Origin of the sequence: Nocardia sp. NBC_01377 (assembly GCF_045040005.1) — a bacterium.
Lineage (GTDB): Bacteria > Actinomycetota > Actinomycetes > Mycobacteriales > Mycobacteriaceae > Nocardia > Nocardia noduli.
In genome coordinates, this window is the sequence record NZ_CP109566.1 from 3,561,178 (window position 1) to 3,576,650 (window position 15,473).

Genomic DNA, 15,473 nt, shown 5'->3' on the forward strand with positions numbered 1-15,473 from the left:
TGGGATTCGTCGGGCGGAAAGCAGATATCGTTATGATTCATCGGTTGCACCGCACAGATCTGAGAAGTAGGGTCTTGCACCAATTTGTGCCGAATCGCACGACAGCTCTGTCGTCGATTTGCGCAACGGATTCGTCGCACCCCTGGCAAGCGGGATGCTGGTCCCCGACTTGCCGAACCCCGTTGGCCGAAATATTCCGACCGGCAGCCGCCGAATCACGCTAGCTGTGTCGGCGAACAGCTTGAATCAGTAATCATATCGGGGAGCAACTCCGTCCGCAATGATCATCAACGGCACCCGGTATGCGACGCTCACTATATAGGGATACGCGACCGGATGCTCGGCCGCTTACCGACGACAATTCATCCGCGGAGTCGGCAATAAATGAATCCGTCGACGGTCGAACGCACGGTTGGTAAACTGCGCAGCCGGGTAGTCGTCTCGATGAAGTGGGATACGACGCGATACTCCGCGCCGTATCGGGTATCGGCAATGCGGCATTCCCCACCGTCCGCGAGCTGAGCAGCGTCGAATCAGAACCGTAGGTCCTACTGAGGAATGAGGTAGCCCATGGGCACATACCGCAGGCCCACCGCTTCGCACCGCTCCTCCCTCTTACGCCCCGCCATCGTCGTGCTGGGCGGTGCCGTTTGCGCGGCGGTAGCGGGGACAACGCCCGCTGTCGCCGACGACCAGCCGGGCATCGCATCGGCCGGACAACTCCCCTTCTCCTTCCCCGTGCCCGCCATCGACACCGGCCTGATCGGCGCCATCCCGTTCGGCGCCCCACCGACCGACGCCGGGCAACCTCCCTCGCCCGGCGAGGACTTCACGCGGATCATCACCGACGCACTCGGCGTGACCCCCGAGGTCGCCGCACCCGCGCCGACGGCGTGGACCGATTCGAGTGAGCCGATGCCCGCCATGACAGCGGTCGACGAGCCCGAACCGAACGCGCTGCCCCAGGCGAACGAGATCCGCGTCGGCAACGTCGAACTCTCCCGGCCCAGCATCGTGCCCGCGGAGCAGGCCGCCCAGATCAACGCGGGTGCGGCCGAGGTCGAGGACGTGGTCTCGGACGTGCTCGACAGCAACGGCGTCGATCAGGCGCGCTCCGACGAGATGGCGGCGCAGATGGTCGGCGACGCCGCGGTCGGCGCGGTCATCGGCGGCGTGGTGGTCGCACCCGTCGCCGCGGCAGTCGGCGCGGTCGTCGGTGGTGTGGCCGGGTTCGTCTTCGGTATCCCGTTCCTGCCGACCGGCCTGGTCGTGGGGCCAGTCGTCGGTGCGACCATGGTCGCGGCGTTGGTCGCCGTGCCCGCGGTGCTCGCGGGCGCGGTGATCGGCGCGGGTGTCGGCGCGGTCGAAGGCTGGAACGCACCGCTCGATCCGCCGCCGCCCGCCGGCTGAGCCCCGGGTTCGGCCCACGGCACCGAGCCGGTCAGGATTCGGCGGCGATCCGGTCACCTTCGAGGACGGTTTCGAGGTATTCGGCCACGGCGTCCCGGTTGCGGACGAGCACCTCGATCCGCCGCGTCATCCGGTCGCGCTCGTGTTCCAGGGTCGCGATCATCTCCGGGGTGGCGTCGGAGAAATGGATGACGCGCGGCTTGTTCAGGCAGGGCAGGATCTGCTTGATGATCCGGGTCGGCAGGCCCGCGTCGAGCAGGCCGCGTATCTGGAGGACCCGGTCGACGAACGCGGTGTCGTATTCGCGGTACCCGTTGACTGCCCGCTGCGAGACGATCAGGCCCTGCTCCTCGTAGTACCGCAGGAGACGGCGGGACGTACCGGTCCTGTTCGCCAATTCACCGATTCGCATGTGCCCTACCTCACAGTCGCGCGAGCCTTGACCTTCACATCAATGTGAAGGTTCGAGCATACGAAAATGGTCGAACACAAAAACAGCCCGAAGGTCGGCTCACCGCTGCCGATTCCGACGTTGCTCGCCCTGACCATCGCCGCCTTCCTCACGGTGTTGACCGAGGCCCTGCCCGCGGGGGTGCTGCCGGGTATGAGCGCCGACCTGCACGTCAGCGAATCGGCGACCGGACAATTGGTGACGGTCTACGCCATCGGCACCGCGGCCACGGCGATCCCGCTGTCCATCGTGACGGCCGGGTGGCGGCGCAAACGACTGCTGCTGGTCGGGGTGATCGGCTTCCTCGTCGCGAATACGGTGACGGCGGTATCGCCGGTGTTCGCCCTCACCCTCGCCGCCAGGTTCGTCGCCGGGGTAGGCGCGGGCATCGTGTGGGCACTGCTCGCCGGATACGCGGTACGTATGGCTCCGAAAGCATTGCAGGGCAAGGCGATCGCGATCGTCATGGCGGGTATTCCGCTGGCCTTGTCGCTGGGGATTCCGGTCGGGACGTTCCTCGGCGACGCGTTCGGCTGGCAGGTCACCTTCGGGGTGATGTCGGTGATCGCGGTGGTGCTGATCGGCTGGATCGCGGTGACCGTGCCCGATTTCGACGGGCCGGGCCGCGCGGGCCGGATCCCCCTCGTCGCCACCGCGAAGGTGCCAGGAGTGGGCGCGGTGCTGTTCGTGACGCTGACGTTCGTACTGGCCCACAGCATCCTCTACACCTACGTGTCCACCTTTCTCGAGGAGCGGGACCTCGGCGACGCGGTCGGCGAAGTACTGCTGGTCTTCGGGATCGCCTCGCTGGTGAGCATCTGGTTCGTCGGCGCGCACATCGATCGCCGACTGCGCGTATCGACCATCGCCGCAACGGTTCTTGTCGCCGTGGCGGTCGCGGGTCTGGCCGTGTCCTCCGGCGAGATCGTCCTGGTATACGTCGCGGCCGCCCTGTGGGGGCTCGGTTGGGGCGGCGTGCCGACCCTGTTGCAGACCGCGGTCGCGATCGCGGGCGGCGAGGCCGCCGACACCGCGTTGGCCATGCTGGTCACGCTGTGGAACGTGGCGATGGCGGGCGGCGGCATAGTCGGCGGTGTGCTGCTGGACGCGTTCGGGCCCGAGGTGTTTCCGTGGACCGTCCTGGCGCTGCTCGTCCCGACACTCGTCGTGGTCGTCGCCGCCAGGGCCCACGGCTTCGCGGACCGGCGCCTACTCGAGGCTGCCACCGAACCCACGCTCGCCGAACAGGATTCGGTTCGAGACGAATGCGCCGGACGTGCCACCCTCGACAGGTGAACGAGCACAACCCTGTCGCCGCGATCCGAAACCTCGCGGGCCTGGCCACACCGATGGCGTTGCGGATCGCGGTGACCCTCGGCCTGCCTGACCGGCTGCGCGGTGACGGCGCCACCGTCGACCGCGTCGCGCACGAACTCGACCTGGCACCGGTGGCGCTGCACCTGCTGCTCGGCCACCTCGAAACCCTCGGGATCGTCGAGGGCACATCTACCGGCTACCGGACCACCGATTACGGCGCGACACTGTGCGCCGACGCCGACGCCGACAACGGCCGTCGGCGGCGGTCACGGCACCCTGCTCGCCACGATCCTCGCCGCCCATCCTCGGGTTCGCGGCCACCTGATCGACCTGGAACCCACCGCGACCGAGGCGGTCGGTACCTTCGTCGCGCACCGGGTGCGGGACCGAGTTCGGGTGAGCGCGCAGAGCTTCTTCGATCCGCTCCCGGCGGGGGCACAGGCGTATCTGCTGTGTGACATTCTCCACGACTGGGACGACGAGCACGCGCACCGGATACTCGCGCGCTGTGTCGAGGCCCTCGGTCCCGGCGGCCGCGTTCTCGTCGTCGAACCGGTCGGCGGACGTCGCGCGAACACCGAGTTCGACCTGGCCATGCTGGTGATCTTCGCGGGACGTGAACGCCGGGTCGAGGAGTTCCGCGCCCTTGCCGCCGCCCACGGACTCGTACTCGACGCCGTGGTCGACCTGACCGATCAGCGCTGCCTGCTCGAATTCCGCGCCGCCGACACCTGACCGGACTGCCGACCGGGTCCGCGTGCGTCGTCTCTGCTTGTGCTGGCATTGTTCGGAACGCAATGTCAGGCCGTCGACGACTGTGATCTGTCTAGGGCTTCCAGCACGATGACCGATTCACCGTAGATACCGCTTACCATCGCCAGCAGCACACAGTTGGTCTGGAAGGTGGCAGTAGGCGTGGTCGATACCAAGGCAAAGCTCGATGAACTCGTCAAGATCCTCTCGATCGCGGAGGAGCCAGCGGGTGAGGCCGGTATCGCCAAACGGGAGAAGAAGGGCGTTCCGAGCGTCCGCCAGCGTCTGAACATGCTGCTCGATCCCGGCACCCTCGTGGAATTCGGCGCGCTGGCTCGCCAGCCCGACCAGCCGGACGCCCTCTACGGTGACGGCCTGGTCACCGGCCGCGGGACGATCGGGGGCCGCCCGGTGGTAGTGATCGCCCACGATCAGACGGTGTACGGCGGGTCGGTCGGGGTGACCTCGGCCCGCAAATTCATGCGCGCGCTGCAACTCGCGTTCGACAACGCCTGCCCGGTCGTGACCATCAACGATTCCGGTGGCGCGCGCATCCAGGACGCGGTCGGATCGATCGCCTCGTTCGGCAACATCTCCCGGGTGCTGGAGAAGTTGTCGGGATATGTGCCGCAGGTGTCGATCATTCTCGGCAAATGCGCCGCGGGGTCGGTGTACGGACCGATCAACACCGATGTGCTGATCGGTACCAAGGATTCGTACATGTTCGTCACCGGTCCGGACGTGATCAAAGCCGTCAACGGTGAGGACATCACCGCCGAGGCGCTCGGCGGCGCCGAGGTACAGGCGACTCGCGGCACCCTGCACCACGTGACCGAGACCGAGCAGGAAGCCTACGACTGGGCCCGCAACTACCTCAGCTATATGCCGACGAGCTGCATCGAACAGCCGCCGATCGTCAACCCCGGCCTCGAACCGGAGGTCACCGCGAGCGACCGCGAACTCGACTCGATCATCCCGGATTCCGATCGCTCCGGATACGACATGCACGAGATCCTGCTGCGGATCTTCGACGACGGCGAGTTCCACGAGATCCGCGCCGCGTTCGCGCCCAATCTGATCACCGGATTCGCCCGGGTCGACGGATATCCGGTCGGGGTGATCGCCAACCAGCCGCTGGTACTCGGCGGTTCCATCGACGCCGCCTGCTCGGACAAGTCGACCTATTTCATCCGGCTCTGCGACGCGTTCAACATCCCGCTGGTGTTCGTCGTCGACACCCCCGGTGTGCTGCCCGGCCTCGAGCAGGAGGCCAACGGCGTGATCATTCGCGGCGGCCGGGTTCCGCGCGCGATCATCGAGGCGACGGTGCCGATCATCAACCTGGTGGTCCGCAAGTCCTACGGCGGCGCCTACGGAATGATGGCCGCCAGGCAGGTCGGCGCCGATATCAGTTTCGCCTGGCCGACCGCCAGGATCGCGGTGATCGGCGCCGAGAGCGCGGTCGACCTCATCGGCAAACGACAATTGGCCGCGGTCCCCGAGGAACACCGCGCCGCGGCGCGCGAGTTCATGGTCAACCAGTACAACGAGACGATCGCCACCCCGTGGATCGCCGCCGAACGCGGATACATCGACGCGGTGATCGAACCGTCGACCACCCGTTTGGAGATCCGGCACGCGCTGCGCCTGTTGCGCGACAAGCAGTCGGTGCGGCCGGAATTCAATCCGCGCAAACACCCGATCTACCCGATGTGACCCTCGGTCTCGCGGGTGGGTCGAGCTCGATCCACCCGGCCTCCGCCGCCGTCCGACGACAATCGGCGTCGGTATCGTGACCTGGACATGAGGGAAATGGCGGAGAACGACGGAGAGGCGGGGGCGACCCCGCGGCGGGCCTACGACAGCCCCCTGCGGCGCGCGCGGGCGGCGCAGACGCGGGACCGAATTCTCGCGGCGGCGTCCGAGGTCGTGCGCGGCTTCGGACTCACCGACGTCGTCTGCATTCCGATCTCGGCATTGCTCAGAGCCGCGCAGAAAGGCCAGCGGCCCGCGGTCGTCCGGGTTCACCGGTCTGTCCGGCGCGGGCAGGTCCACCATCGCGAATCTCGTCGAAAAGCGTTTGCAGGAACAAGGTTTCCACACCTATCTGCTCGACGGGGACAATGTGCGCCACGGCCTGAACGCCGATCTCGGGTTCACCGAAGCCGACCGGGTCGAGAACATCCGCCGCGTCGTGGAAGTGGCCGGGCTGATGGTGGACGCGGGTCTGATCGTGCTGGCAGCGTTCATCTCTCCGTTCCGCGCGGAACGGCAGCGGGCGCGCGACGCGTTCGCCGACGGCGAGTTCTTCGAGGTCCACGTGAACGTCCCGCTCGAGGTCGCCGAAGCCCGCGACCGAAAGGGCCTCTACCGCAAAGCCCGACAGGGTGAATTGATCGATTTCACCGGAATAGACTCACCCTACGAAGCACCCGCGTCACCGGAGTTACGACTCGACACGAGCGGCGCCGTGACCCCGGAGGTGTCTGCCGAGGCCGTCGTCGACTGCCTGCGTCGCGCGAACGTACTCGCACCGCCGCCGGAGCAGCAGGGATGAGCGCGATCGATGACGATCATCTCGCCGCCTCGTCATCTCCCGGACACGTCCGCCGACGTGCGTCGCCTCGCTGCTCGAACACCTCGACGCCACGCTGGTCCCGATGGGTTCGGCGGGCGCGAAGGCCATGGCTGTCGTTCGCGGGCAGGCGGATGTCTACGCGCATTCCGGCGGCCAGTACGAGTGGGACTCGTGCGCACCGGTCGCCGTCGCCGCGGCGGCGGGTCTGCATGTGTCACGGCTCGACGGCTCGCCACTGCGCTACAACGAGCCGGACCCCTACCTGCCGGATCTGTTGGTCTGTCGCCCGGAACTCGCCGACACCGTGCTCGGGGCACTGGCACGGTAGATCGGCGGCTGCGCGGGCCCGCCGGTGGGTGTTTGCGCGCCATCTCGTTCGCGGGCACCATGGCGGTCGCGCGTGCCCGACGGAGGACGGGCGCGCGCGGGGGACCGACCGGTCGAGTCCCGTCCGCGACGATCGAGAGGTGCGAGTATGGCCACGGAAGTAGAACTGGTCGGCGATGCGCTGAAGCTGCCCGGACAGGTCCGGGTGACGTTCATCCGCACCCTGCGACTGCCGGAAACCGGCACCTACCCGCTGCCTCCCGGCCTGGGGCCGTTCCCACTGCGCCGGGTCGCCGACTACCCCGGCACGGTTCCCGAACAGTGGCGCGAACGTGGCGGGGTGATGTTGCCGGTGTATCAGCGCGAAGCCATGTGGCTGAGGTTTTCCGCGCACGCACCCGCGGCGCTGAAGGTCGGCGTCGGGAAGGTGTGCGCGATCTCCGGCACACCGTGGAGCGACGCGCTGGTCGGCAAACCCCAGAACTATGTCCCGCTGCCGCAGCAGCCGTGGCTGGACGGCATCAATTCGGGGAAGGGCACGGTCCGTCAGTTCGTCGCGATGCCGCTGGGACTCGGCGCCACGGTCGAAGGTCAGGTCACCGGTAGTGAACAGTGGGGTGGCATCCAGGTCGCGGTGCACACCCTCACCGAGACGGCACGTACCGCGTGGGAGGCCGAACAGCGTGCCCGCTCCGCGCGGCCGACCCCGGTCGCCTACGGTGCGGTACCGCCGCCCGCCCCCGCCGGGGCAGCGCCGTCCCCCGCCTACGGCGCTGCGCCCGCCCGTCCGGGTTCGGTCCCCACCGCACGGAAGGCACGGGCGATGGGACTCGGGGCCGGTGGCACGATGCGCCAGGAGATCTACACCGATCCCCGTCCCGTCGCCGACTATCGATCCGACGCCGACGGACGGATCTTCGTCCACCTCGTCTCGGCGGCCGAATGGCAGGAGATCACCGGCGAACCGGCGCCGAGCACCCCGGTGACCGCGCATTCCTATGCCGAACACGGCCTTCCGTGGTTCGACTACTACGACAGCGACGCCGAGGATCTCGCGCCCTCCGAGGATCTCGCCGCCGTCCGCCCCACCGGTGAGTGGCTGGCCGACGAGGGCCATGATCCCGTTCCCGACAAGCCGCTTCCGGTCATACAGTTGGGCGACAAGCCGGTCGAGGACGGGAAATGGTGATCGGATCCGGATCGCGTCCGCAAAAGTCGTCCCGCTCGAGCCGTGCGCTGACGGAGTGCCCGCCGTCGCCCACACGACGACGGAGGGCATTTCCGCTCGTCCCACCGCCAATCGCAGGGTGGGTCGTACGGTAGTCCCGGCAGGTGGTCGCGCCACACCTGCTCGGTCAACACCACGCGGGTGATATCGCAGATCCGGCTGATCACGGGCGCGGGGTCCAAGTTCCAGTGGTGTGCCTCGGTGCCCGCGCCGACTCCGAACAGGTCGTCGTTCCGTGGAAGGTCGCCGAGGTCCGGCCCTCGAAATCCGGGTAGCGCACAATGGCGTGCCGGATCGCGACAGGCGCAGCGGGATCGGAGAAATCCCACAGCCGCACGAAATCTCGCTCGGCGGTGGCGAGCATTCGTCCATCGGCGCTGAAGGACACCGAGGTGATGCGGTCATCGACGAAGGCGACGGTGCGGCCGTCGGGACTCAGCGCGGGGGCATTCGACCGCCCCGGTCGCATGTCCAGCCTGCCGACTCGTCGGATCCCCAAGGTCTCCGACGTATCCCAGATCTCGAGCGCATCCTCGGTGATGGCGACCATCCGCCGCCTCGCCGCGTCGAAGACCGGGGCGTATATCCACTCCGCGTGGTCGGGCAACACTGATTCCGGCAGCGACCAGACACGGACGACCCCCGTGGGCCGGGACCGGCCGAAGAACAACTCCGCGTCGCGGCGCCGGTACGAGGTCAGTCCGAGGTAGGGGCATTCGGAAATCTCGGAATCGGGATCCCAATCGTTGGACGCGGTCCACAATCGCTTCCATTCCTGCATATCCAGCAGTGCCGGTGGCACCGGCCCACTGGATTTCCGTGCCTCGCCGATGAGCGTCAGCAGGACAGGCACCAGGGATTCGAACCTCGCGGGAACATTGCGGCCCCCTTTCCAGTCGCTGATCCACTGTACCGAGACCGCGCCCTTCTGTGCCGTTGCCCGCGCGCCCCGCATCCGCGCTTCGGTCGCTGCCGCCACCCGCCGCAATGTCGGATTGCCCGCCGCTTCGAACAGTGCCGCGAACTGTCGCGAGAACACCGCCCGCGGCGACGGCTGCCACCGCGATTCCGTTGGATTCGTATCCATCCGCCCCTCCTGCGACCACCCCGGAGCGCAACCCCCCGGTTCGCCTCGACAGTAGGACGATCACGGCGACAAGCTATCGGCCCGGAGGAATAATCGCAGGTCATGCCCGTCGAATCGGCTTCCGGACCGGGTCCGGTGTGACACAAGGCGCGTCGACGCCGCTCGGCACCCGGAGGGTTCCGCGAGCCATTCGGTCACAATCGTGGGATGAAGGCAGTGCCGATGGCCGTGAGACTCGCCGTGCTGATCTTCGTCGGCGCGACTGCCGCGTGTTCGTCACCGCCGGGCGACGACACCGCGCCGACGCCGGTGTCGGCGGAAAACTCGCCCGCCCTCTGGGATTCGCGGACCGACACCGCTTTCGACTATCAACTCGGCGGCGCCTATCCCCCGCCGCCGGGCACCGCCGTGGTCGTGCGCGACAGCACCGATCTGCCTCTCGCCGGTCTCTACAACGTGTGCTACGTCAACGGATTTCAGACCCAACCCGACGAGCGGGATCGGTGGACGGGCGAGTACCGCGATCTCGTCCTGAAAGGCCCCGGCGGTCGACCGCTCGTCGACGAGGGCTGGCCGGACGAACTGATCCTCGACACGTCCACCGCCGATCGACGCCGACGGATCGCCGAGGCCGTGGGAAGCACCATCGAGGAGTGTGCGCGAAAAGGGTTCCGCGCGGTCGAGATCGACAATCTGGATTCCTTCACGCGCTCGCGGGGCCTGCTCACCGCCGAGGACAATCTGGCGCTGGCCGCGCTGCTGGTGCGGAAAGCCCACGACCACGGGGTGGCGATCGGGCAGAAGAACGCCGCCGAACTGAGCGAACGCGGACGGCGGATCGGATTCGACTTCGCCGTGGCGGAGGAATGCGCGCAATTCGACGAATGCGATTCCTACAGTGATGTCTACGGCGACCACGTACTCGATATCGAATACACCGACACCCTCGACGTGGACTTCCGGCAGGTGTGCGGTCGGTCCGATATACCGCACGTGATACTCCGTGACCGCCGATTGGTCGCCGCCGGAAACCCGGAATATTTCTACCGGCGCTGTTGAATCCCGGTTGAACGGTGAACACCCGCGCCGGTCGTCGACTCAGGAGTCCGGAATGCCGAGGGAATCGGCCAGTCGCGGCCAGGCGTTGTGGAGGTCGGTTTCCCAGGACGGCCACGCGTGCAGTCCGGTGGGGCGATAGGCGAAAGTGGCGGGTATTCCCAGTTCGCGCAGGCGTCCCTCGAATTCGCGGGTGCACATGTTCGCACCCCATTCCAGCGGTGCGCCGCCGAAGGTGTCCCCCGGTGAATCCCTCGGGTCGGGTCGTCCGGCGCCGACGGTGATCAGCAGGTCGGTGCCGCGCAGGTTCTCGGCCAGTAACAGGGGGTCGTGGTCGCGCCACTGCGGATCATCGGACAGACCCCACATGAGATCGGGATTGCCGCCTCGGGAGGCGACGGTGGCCCGGATGGACTGCTGCGCGCGCGGATCCGCGGTGGAGGGGCAGCTGCTGAACGCCGCCACGGACCGGTACCGGCCCGGGTGGCGCGCGGCCAGGGTCAGTGCCGCGTGACCACCCATCGACGTGCCCGCGATGGCCGTTCGGGTGGAATCGACGGCGTAGTTCGCCGCCATGGCCCCGGGAAGTTCGTCGGTCAGGAAGGTCTCCCACCTGTTGACGCCGAGGACCGGATCGGACCGCTGCCAATCGGTGTAGTAGCTGCCGCGACCGCCGACCGGAAGTGCGACGGTGATGTTCTTGTCGCTGAACCACTGGGCCGCATCGGTTTTGGTGATCCAATCGCTGGTGCGGTTACCGCTGTCGTTCGCGGCGTCGGCGCCGTCGAGCAAGACCAGCACCGCACTCGCCCTCGGCCGCGGGGGCAGCAGGACATCGAGGTGGATATCGTGGCCCATCGCGGCCGAATACACCGTGAGCGATTCGTGTCGAGGTCCCGGGTCGGCGTTGCCGGTGCCGCCGGACAGTATCGTCGCGGCCGCCAGCGCGATCAGGGCGACCAGACCGATCGGGCGAGGTCGTGCGCGAATGCTCATCGAATTCTCCTGCCCCGCAAGGGTGCTCGTGATGTGTGGAACTTTCGGCTATCGGTCGCCATCGGCGAGGACCAGTGGCCAGTTGAGTTCGGTGCGCAGGTCGGCGGGATCGATATCCGGGGCGGGATCGGTGACGTAGACCTCCCACCGATGCGCGGCGGGCCTCAGATTCTGTTCGGCGAGCCATGCGCCCAACCGATCCCACGCCTCGGCGATGCCGTCGAAACCGCCGAAATGTGTCGTTCGCGCGACGGCGCCGCCGGGCAGGGATCCGGCGACGACCCGCGCCTGTGGGATCACCGGCCGTTCGGTCGCGAATCCGACTTCGACGTCGAGTAGGTCGCCGGGTTCGCCTCGGTAGAGCCCGAATGCCGGGCTCATGATGGCGCGCTGCTGGGCGGCGATCGTCTGGACCACCGAATGGAACGACACGTCGTAGAAATCTCGCAACCCCGTCAGCGGGACGACGTCGTGGACGACCGCCGTTGTCCACGGGCGTACCGTCACCAGTTGCGGCTCGACCGTATTCGCAGTGCAATTCATGCCGACACCCAGATTCTTCCGCTGCGGATGCCCTCTTCGGCATCGGTTTCCACGCACGGGCCGACGAGGTGTGCACCGGTTCCGAGACCGAGCATCACCGACGCCGAATCGTCCGTGCGGCACGCTCACCGACCGAGCGTGCGTTGCACTCGACATACCCGCACTCCCAACGCCTAACCGGCCGCGTGCCGAGTTCTTCGACCGACGTGCTGGTTCGGGAACCAACGCGCGCCTCGGCCGATTGGTAACGTCCACAGGATCGCTCCGAAATCGATCGCCGCACCCCGCGAATGTTCTTGACTGCGAATCGGAACCGTCCCACCGGGGACCAGGAGTCGATATGTCCGAACAGCTTCGACGCACGAGTGTGGCACTGCTCGCCGCGTGTCTTTCTCTGGCCTGTGCGTGGACGAGCGCGCACGCCGAGCCCGCCGAGGTGCAGGTCTCACGGATCGCGGAGTTGCGACCGGGACCTGGCAGGCAGACGCAGCTCGAGGTGTATTCGCCCTCGATGGACCGCACCGTGAACATGACGCTGCTGCGCGCGGCGAACCCGGATGCGCCCGCGCCCACCCTGTATCTGCTCAACGGGTCGAGCGGCGGTACGGACGGCAACTGGCTCGACCGGACCGACCTCACCGATTTCTTCGCCGACAAACAGGTGAACGTCGTGGTGCTGCTGGACGGGGCGGGCAGCTATTTCGCCGACTGGCGCGCCGACGACCCGGTCCTGGGCAGGCAGCGTTGGGCCACCTTCCTGACCGAGGAACTGCCACCGATGGTCGACCGGGAGTTCGACGGCACCGGGGCGAACGCCATCGCCGGGGTGTCGATGGCGGGGACAGCCGTGTTCCAGCTCGCACTGGCTGTGCCGGGGTTCTACCGGGCGATCGGCTCCTACAGCGGCTGCGTGCGCACCAGCGACCCCGCCGGCCAGGCCATCGTCCAGACCGTGGTCACCACCCAGCGCGGAACCGTCGCCAATATGTGGGGGCCGCCCGGTGATCCGGCCTGGCGGGCCAACGACCCGTATCTCCAGGCCGACAAGTTGCGCGGCACCGCCGTCTACGTCTCCACCGGAACCGGCCTGCCCGGGCCGAACGAGAATCTCGCGGGCGCGCGCGGCAGTCTGGTGAATCTGCTCTACCAGTTCATGTTCGGGGCCCCGCTGGAGGTGGTCGCGAACGCGTGCACGCGGCAGTTGCAGGACCGTCTCCGCGCGGCGGCGATTCCCGCGACCTTCGATCTCCGGCCCACCGGCACCCATTCCTGGGGTTACTGGCAGGACGATCTGCACAGGTCGTGGCCGATGTTCGACGCGGCGCTGAATCGCACCGAGGAGCCGCAGCGGTAGTCGGCCGCTACCGGAGTTCTCCGACGAGCCGCCCCTCGGATTCGTCCCGGCTGGCCTCTACCAGGCCCTCATCGGGTTCGCTGCTCCCCCGGTTCGGCTCATCGCGCCGACCCGCGCGGCGCGACCGACCCGGAGCCCACCAGGTGGCCTCCCCGAACAGTTTCATGGTCGCGGGCACCAGCACCACGCGCAGGATGGTGGCGTCGATGAACAAGGCCGCCACCATGCCGATCGCGATGTACTGCATCATGACCAGGTCAGACAGTGCGAAAGCGCCGCACACCACCAGCAGGACCAGGGCGGCGGCGGTGATGATCCACCCCGTACGCGCGATGCCGGTGCGCACCGCCTCGGTGGTCGTCGCGCCCTCGGCCCTCGCCTCGACGATGCGGGCGAGCAGGAATACCTGGTAGTCGGTGGACAGGCCGTAGATCACCGAGATGATCAGCACCAGAACCAGGGCCATGATCGGCTGCGGTGTGAAATTCAGCAGTCCGGCGCCGTGCCCCTCGACGAAGATCCAGGTCAGGATGCCCAGGGTGGAGCCGAGTCCGAGCAGGTTCAGAAGCCCGGCCTGCAACGGCAATATCAGGGAGCCGAAGGCCAATGCCATCAGCACCGTGGTGATCAGGAAGACCAGCGCGATCATCCACGGCATCCGATCCAGCAACGCGTCCACGCTGTCGCGCTCCACGGCGGGCTGACCGCCGACCAGCAGGATCGTCCCTTTCGGCAGTGGCATGGCGCGCAGGTAGTCGATGGTCGCCCCGGCGTCGTGCGCGTCCCGCACGACGGTCGAGGTGGTGAAGACGCCCAGCTCGGATTGCGCCTGCACGGCGTCGGGGAACGGCGCTTCCAGTGCGGGGGCGCCGTTCGCCGTGGTCACCACCGCGTCGATATCGGCGGTGTCGAAGGTGATCACGACCAGGTCGATCGGATTGATCCGGCGCAGCGGGAAGATCTCGTCGAAATGCTGTTGCGCGGTGCGCGTCGGATGCTCGGGCGGCAGGAAGCGTTCGGAGATACCGCCGAAGGCGACGTCGCGCACCGGGGCGATGAGCACGACCAGGATCGCCACGACCGGCACCGCGACCAGGATCGGTCTGCGCATGACCCATCCGGCGATACGGCCCCACGGATTGTTCCGCTGATCGGTGTCGGCCCGCCGTGCGTGGAACCGGTTGAATCCCAGCCGGTCCACCCGTGGACCGAGTATCGCCAGCACCGCGGGCAGCACGGTGACCGAGACCGCCGCGGCCAGCGCCACCGTCACCATCGCGCCCAACGCGAACGAGCGCAGGAATCCCTGCGGGAACAGCAGGATCGCGCCCGAGGCGATCACCACGATCGTCGCGGAGAACATGACGGTGCGGCCCGCGGTCGCCACCGAGCGCCGCACCGCGTCGGGCACGTCGCGACCTGCGGCCAGCTCCTCCCTGAATCTACTCACGATGAACAGTCCGTAGTCGATGGCCAGACCGAGTCCGATCATCGAAACCACCGGGGAGACGAAGGAATTCACTTCCATGAACGAGGTCAGGAGGCGGACGATCCCCCAGGCTCCGAGCACGGTCAACGCGCCGACTATCAGGGGCAGCGACGCGGCGACCGCACCGCCGAACAGGAAGAACAGCAGCACCGCCACCGCGGGGATCGCGATCAACTCCATGCGTCGCTGATCGTGGGCCATGGTGTCGTTGAGCGCGAGCGCGACGGGTTGTCCGCCCGCGACCTCCATGTCGATGCCGGGTATCGGGAACTCGTCGGCGACGGCGCGGTAGTTGTTCAGCACCGTGGTGTCGTCGTCACCGCGGATGGCGACCGAGGCGAAGGCGTGATCGCCCCGCTCGGTGCCGAAGACATCGGGAACCGACAGCCCGGTCTCGGTGGTCCAGTAGGTGCCGTTCACCTTCTCGATCCGGTCCGGAAAACGTTGCGGCAGCGCGTTCAGGTGGTCGACGACGGTCGCGGCGAACTCCGGGTCGTCGACGGTCTTGCCGGTCGGCGCGTGGAACAGCAGGATCACGTCGGCGATGTGGTCGTGGCCGAACGCCTCGTCACGCAGTTTCGCCGCCCGCGCCGATTCCGAACCCGGGTCGTCCCACCCGCTGACACTCAGGTGGTCGTGTAGTCCGAGGCCGTAGACGCCCAGTGCCATCAGTCCGCCGACCACGACCGCGACGACGGTGAATCGCCGCCGGACGATCAGATCGATCCAGCGGGTGAACTCCCCGAACAATGCCGCCTCCCAACCGAGAATCCTGATCTGGCCCAGGTCGCCGGACACATGAAACATAGGCAACCGCAATCGGTTACACACCACCTGATCGCACAGGTTCGACATTCCACAATCGAGTCGTTCGCGAATTGTGA

Annotated in this window: 13 protein-coding genes and 1 pseudogene; 9 read left to right on the plus strand and 5 right to left on the minus strand. The window is 67.5% G+C overall.

The window, feature by feature from the left end:
• Positions 1-570 precede the first annotated feature (570 nt).
• On the plus strand, positions 571-1,410 hold the full coding sequence (locus OG225_RS16320; protein WP_405182435.1) for a hypothetical protein: 840 nt from the start codon (positions 571-573) through the stop codon (positions 1,408-1,410).
• Between the two features lie 31 nt (positions 1,411-1,441).
• Here OG225_RS16320 and OG225_RS16325 read toward each other — a convergent pair whose 3' ends face one another.
• Positions 1,442-1,822, minus strand: a complete 381-nt coding sequence (locus OG225_RS16325) for a MerR family transcriptional regulator (protein ID WP_405182436.1) — start codon at positions 1,820-1,822, stop codon at positions 1,442-1,444.
• A 66-nt stretch (positions 1,823-1,888) separates the two neighbouring features.
• Between OG225_RS16325 and OG225_RS16330 the strand changes: the two genes are divergently transcribed.
• The 6 genes and pseudogenes from OG225_RS16330 (at position 1,889) to OG225_RS16355 (ending at position 8,025) form a co-directional block, all read left to right on the plus strand.
• Entirely contained in the window at positions 1,889-3,157 is a 1,269-nt protein-coding gene (locus OG225_RS16330; protein ID WP_405182437.1) for an MFS transporter, read from the plus strand.
• Positions 3,158-3,259: 102 nt separating this feature from the next.
• Positions 3,260-3,913, plus strand: coding sequence for a methyltransferase (locus OG225_RS16335; RefSeq protein ID WP_405182438.1), 654 nt, complete (start codon positions 3,260-3,262; stop codon positions 3,911-3,913).
• A gap of 180 nt (positions 3,914-4,093) precedes the next feature.
• A complete protein-coding gene (locus tag OG225_RS16340) occupies positions 4,094-5,647 on the plus strand; it encodes an acyl-CoA carboxylase subunit beta (protein WP_405182439.1) in 1,554 nt (517 codons plus the stop codon).
• Positions 5,648-6,011: 364 nt separating this feature from the next.
• Positions 6,012-6,488: an adenylyl-sulfate kinase gene (gene cysC, locus OG225_RS16345; RefSeq protein WP_405182440.1), complete on the plus strand. Its 477-nt coding sequence runs from the start codon at positions 6,012-6,014 to the stop codon at positions 6,486-6,488.
• Between the two features lie 25 nt (positions 6,489-6,513).
• Positions 6,514-6,837: pseudogene (locus tag OG225_RS16350) on the plus strand (inositol monophosphatase family protein); the annotation flags it as partial.
• A 147-nt stretch (positions 6,838-6,984) separates the two neighbouring features.
• Positions 6,985-8,025, plus strand: a complete 1,041-nt coding sequence (locus tag OG225_RS16355; RefSeq protein ID WP_405182441.1) for a hypothetical protein — start codon at positions 6,985-6,987, stop codon at positions 8,023-8,025.
• Positions 8,026-8,227: 202 nt separating this feature from the next.
• Here the strand turns inward: OG225_RS16355 and OG225_RS16360 are convergent, their stop codons facing one another.
• Positions 8,228-9,151, minus strand: coding sequence for a WD40 repeat domain-containing protein (locus tag OG225_RS16360; RefSeq protein ID WP_405182442.1), 924 nt, complete (start codon positions 9,149-9,151; stop codon positions 8,228-8,230).
• A 207-nt stretch (positions 9,152-9,358) separates the two neighbouring features.
• Between OG225_RS16360 and OG225_RS16365 the strand changes: the two genes are divergently transcribed.
• Positions 9,359-10,210, plus strand: a complete 852-nt coding sequence (locus OG225_RS16365) for an endo alpha-1,4 polygalactosaminidase (protein ID WP_405182443.1) — start codon at positions 9,359-9,361, stop codon at positions 10,208-10,210.
• 39 nt (positions 10,211-10,249) lie between these two features.
• Here the strand turns inward: OG225_RS16365 and OG225_RS16370 are convergent, their stop codons facing one another.
• Together OG225_RS16370 and OG225_RS16375 are read right to left on the minus strand one after the other, a co-directional pair.
• Positions 10,250-11,203, minus strand: a complete 954-nt coding sequence (locus OG225_RS16370; RefSeq protein ID WP_405182444.1) for an alpha/beta hydrolase — start codon at positions 11,201-11,203, stop codon at positions 10,250-10,252.
• A gap of 48 nt (positions 11,204-11,251) precedes the next feature.
• On the minus strand, positions 11,252-11,746 hold the full coding sequence (locus OG225_RS16375) for a GyrI-like domain-containing protein (protein ID WP_405182445.1): 495 nt from the start codon (positions 11,744-11,746) through the stop codon (positions 11,252-11,254).
• A gap of 340 nt (positions 11,747-12,086) precedes the next feature.
• Here OG225_RS16375 and OG225_RS16380 point away from each other — a divergent pair, with 340 nt between their 5' ends.
• Entirely contained in the window at positions 12,087-13,100 is a 1,014-nt protein-coding gene (locus OG225_RS16380; protein ID WP_405182446.1) for an alpha/beta hydrolase, read from the plus strand.
• Between the two features lie 7 nt (positions 13,101-13,107).
• Here OG225_RS16380 and OG225_RS16385 read toward each other — a convergent pair whose 3' ends face one another.
• Complete coding sequence (locus OG225_RS16385) at positions 13,108-15,339, minus strand: MMPL family transporter (RefSeq protein WP_405183283.1); 2,232 nt, start codon at positions 15,337-15,339, stop codon at positions 13,108-13,110.
• Between the last annotated feature and the right edge of the window lie 134 nt (positions 15,340-15,473).

Coding starts and splice junctions, on each gene's coding strand:
- OG225_RS16355 (WP_405182441.1), top strand. CDS start 6,985: ATGGCCACGGAAGTAGAACTGGTCGGCGATGCGCTGAAGCTGCCCGGA.
- OG225_RS16370 (WP_405182444.1), bottom strand. CDS start 11,203: ATGAGCATTCGCGCACGACCTCGCCCGATCGGTCTGGTCGCCCTGATC.
- OG225_RS16380 (WP_405182446.1), top strand. CDS start 12,087: ATGTCCGAACAGCTTCGACGCACGAGTGTGGCACTGCTCGCCGCGTGT.
- OG225_RS16330 (WP_405182437.1), top strand. CDS start 1,889: ATGGTCGAACACAAAAACAGCCCGAAGGTCGGCTCACCGCTGCCGATT.
- OG225_RS16360 (WP_405182442.1), bottom strand. CDS start 9,151: ATGGATACGAATCCAACGGAATCGCGGTGGCAGCCGTCGCCGCGGGCG.
- OG225_RS16375 (WP_405182445.1), bottom strand. CDS start 11,746: ATGAATTGCACTGCGAATACGGTCGAGCCGCAACTGGTGACGGTACGC.
- OG225_RS16365 (WP_405182443.1), top strand. CDS start 9,359: ATGAAGGCAGTGCCGATGGCCGTGAGACTCGCCGTGCTGATCTTCGTC.
- OG225_RS16320 (WP_405182435.1), top strand. CDS start 571: ATGGGCACATACCGCAGGCCCACCGCTTCGCACCGCTCCTCCCTCTTA.
- OG225_RS16325 (WP_405182436.1), bottom strand. CDS start 1,822: ATGCGAATCGGTGAATTGGCGAACAGGACCGGTACGTCCCGCCGTCTC.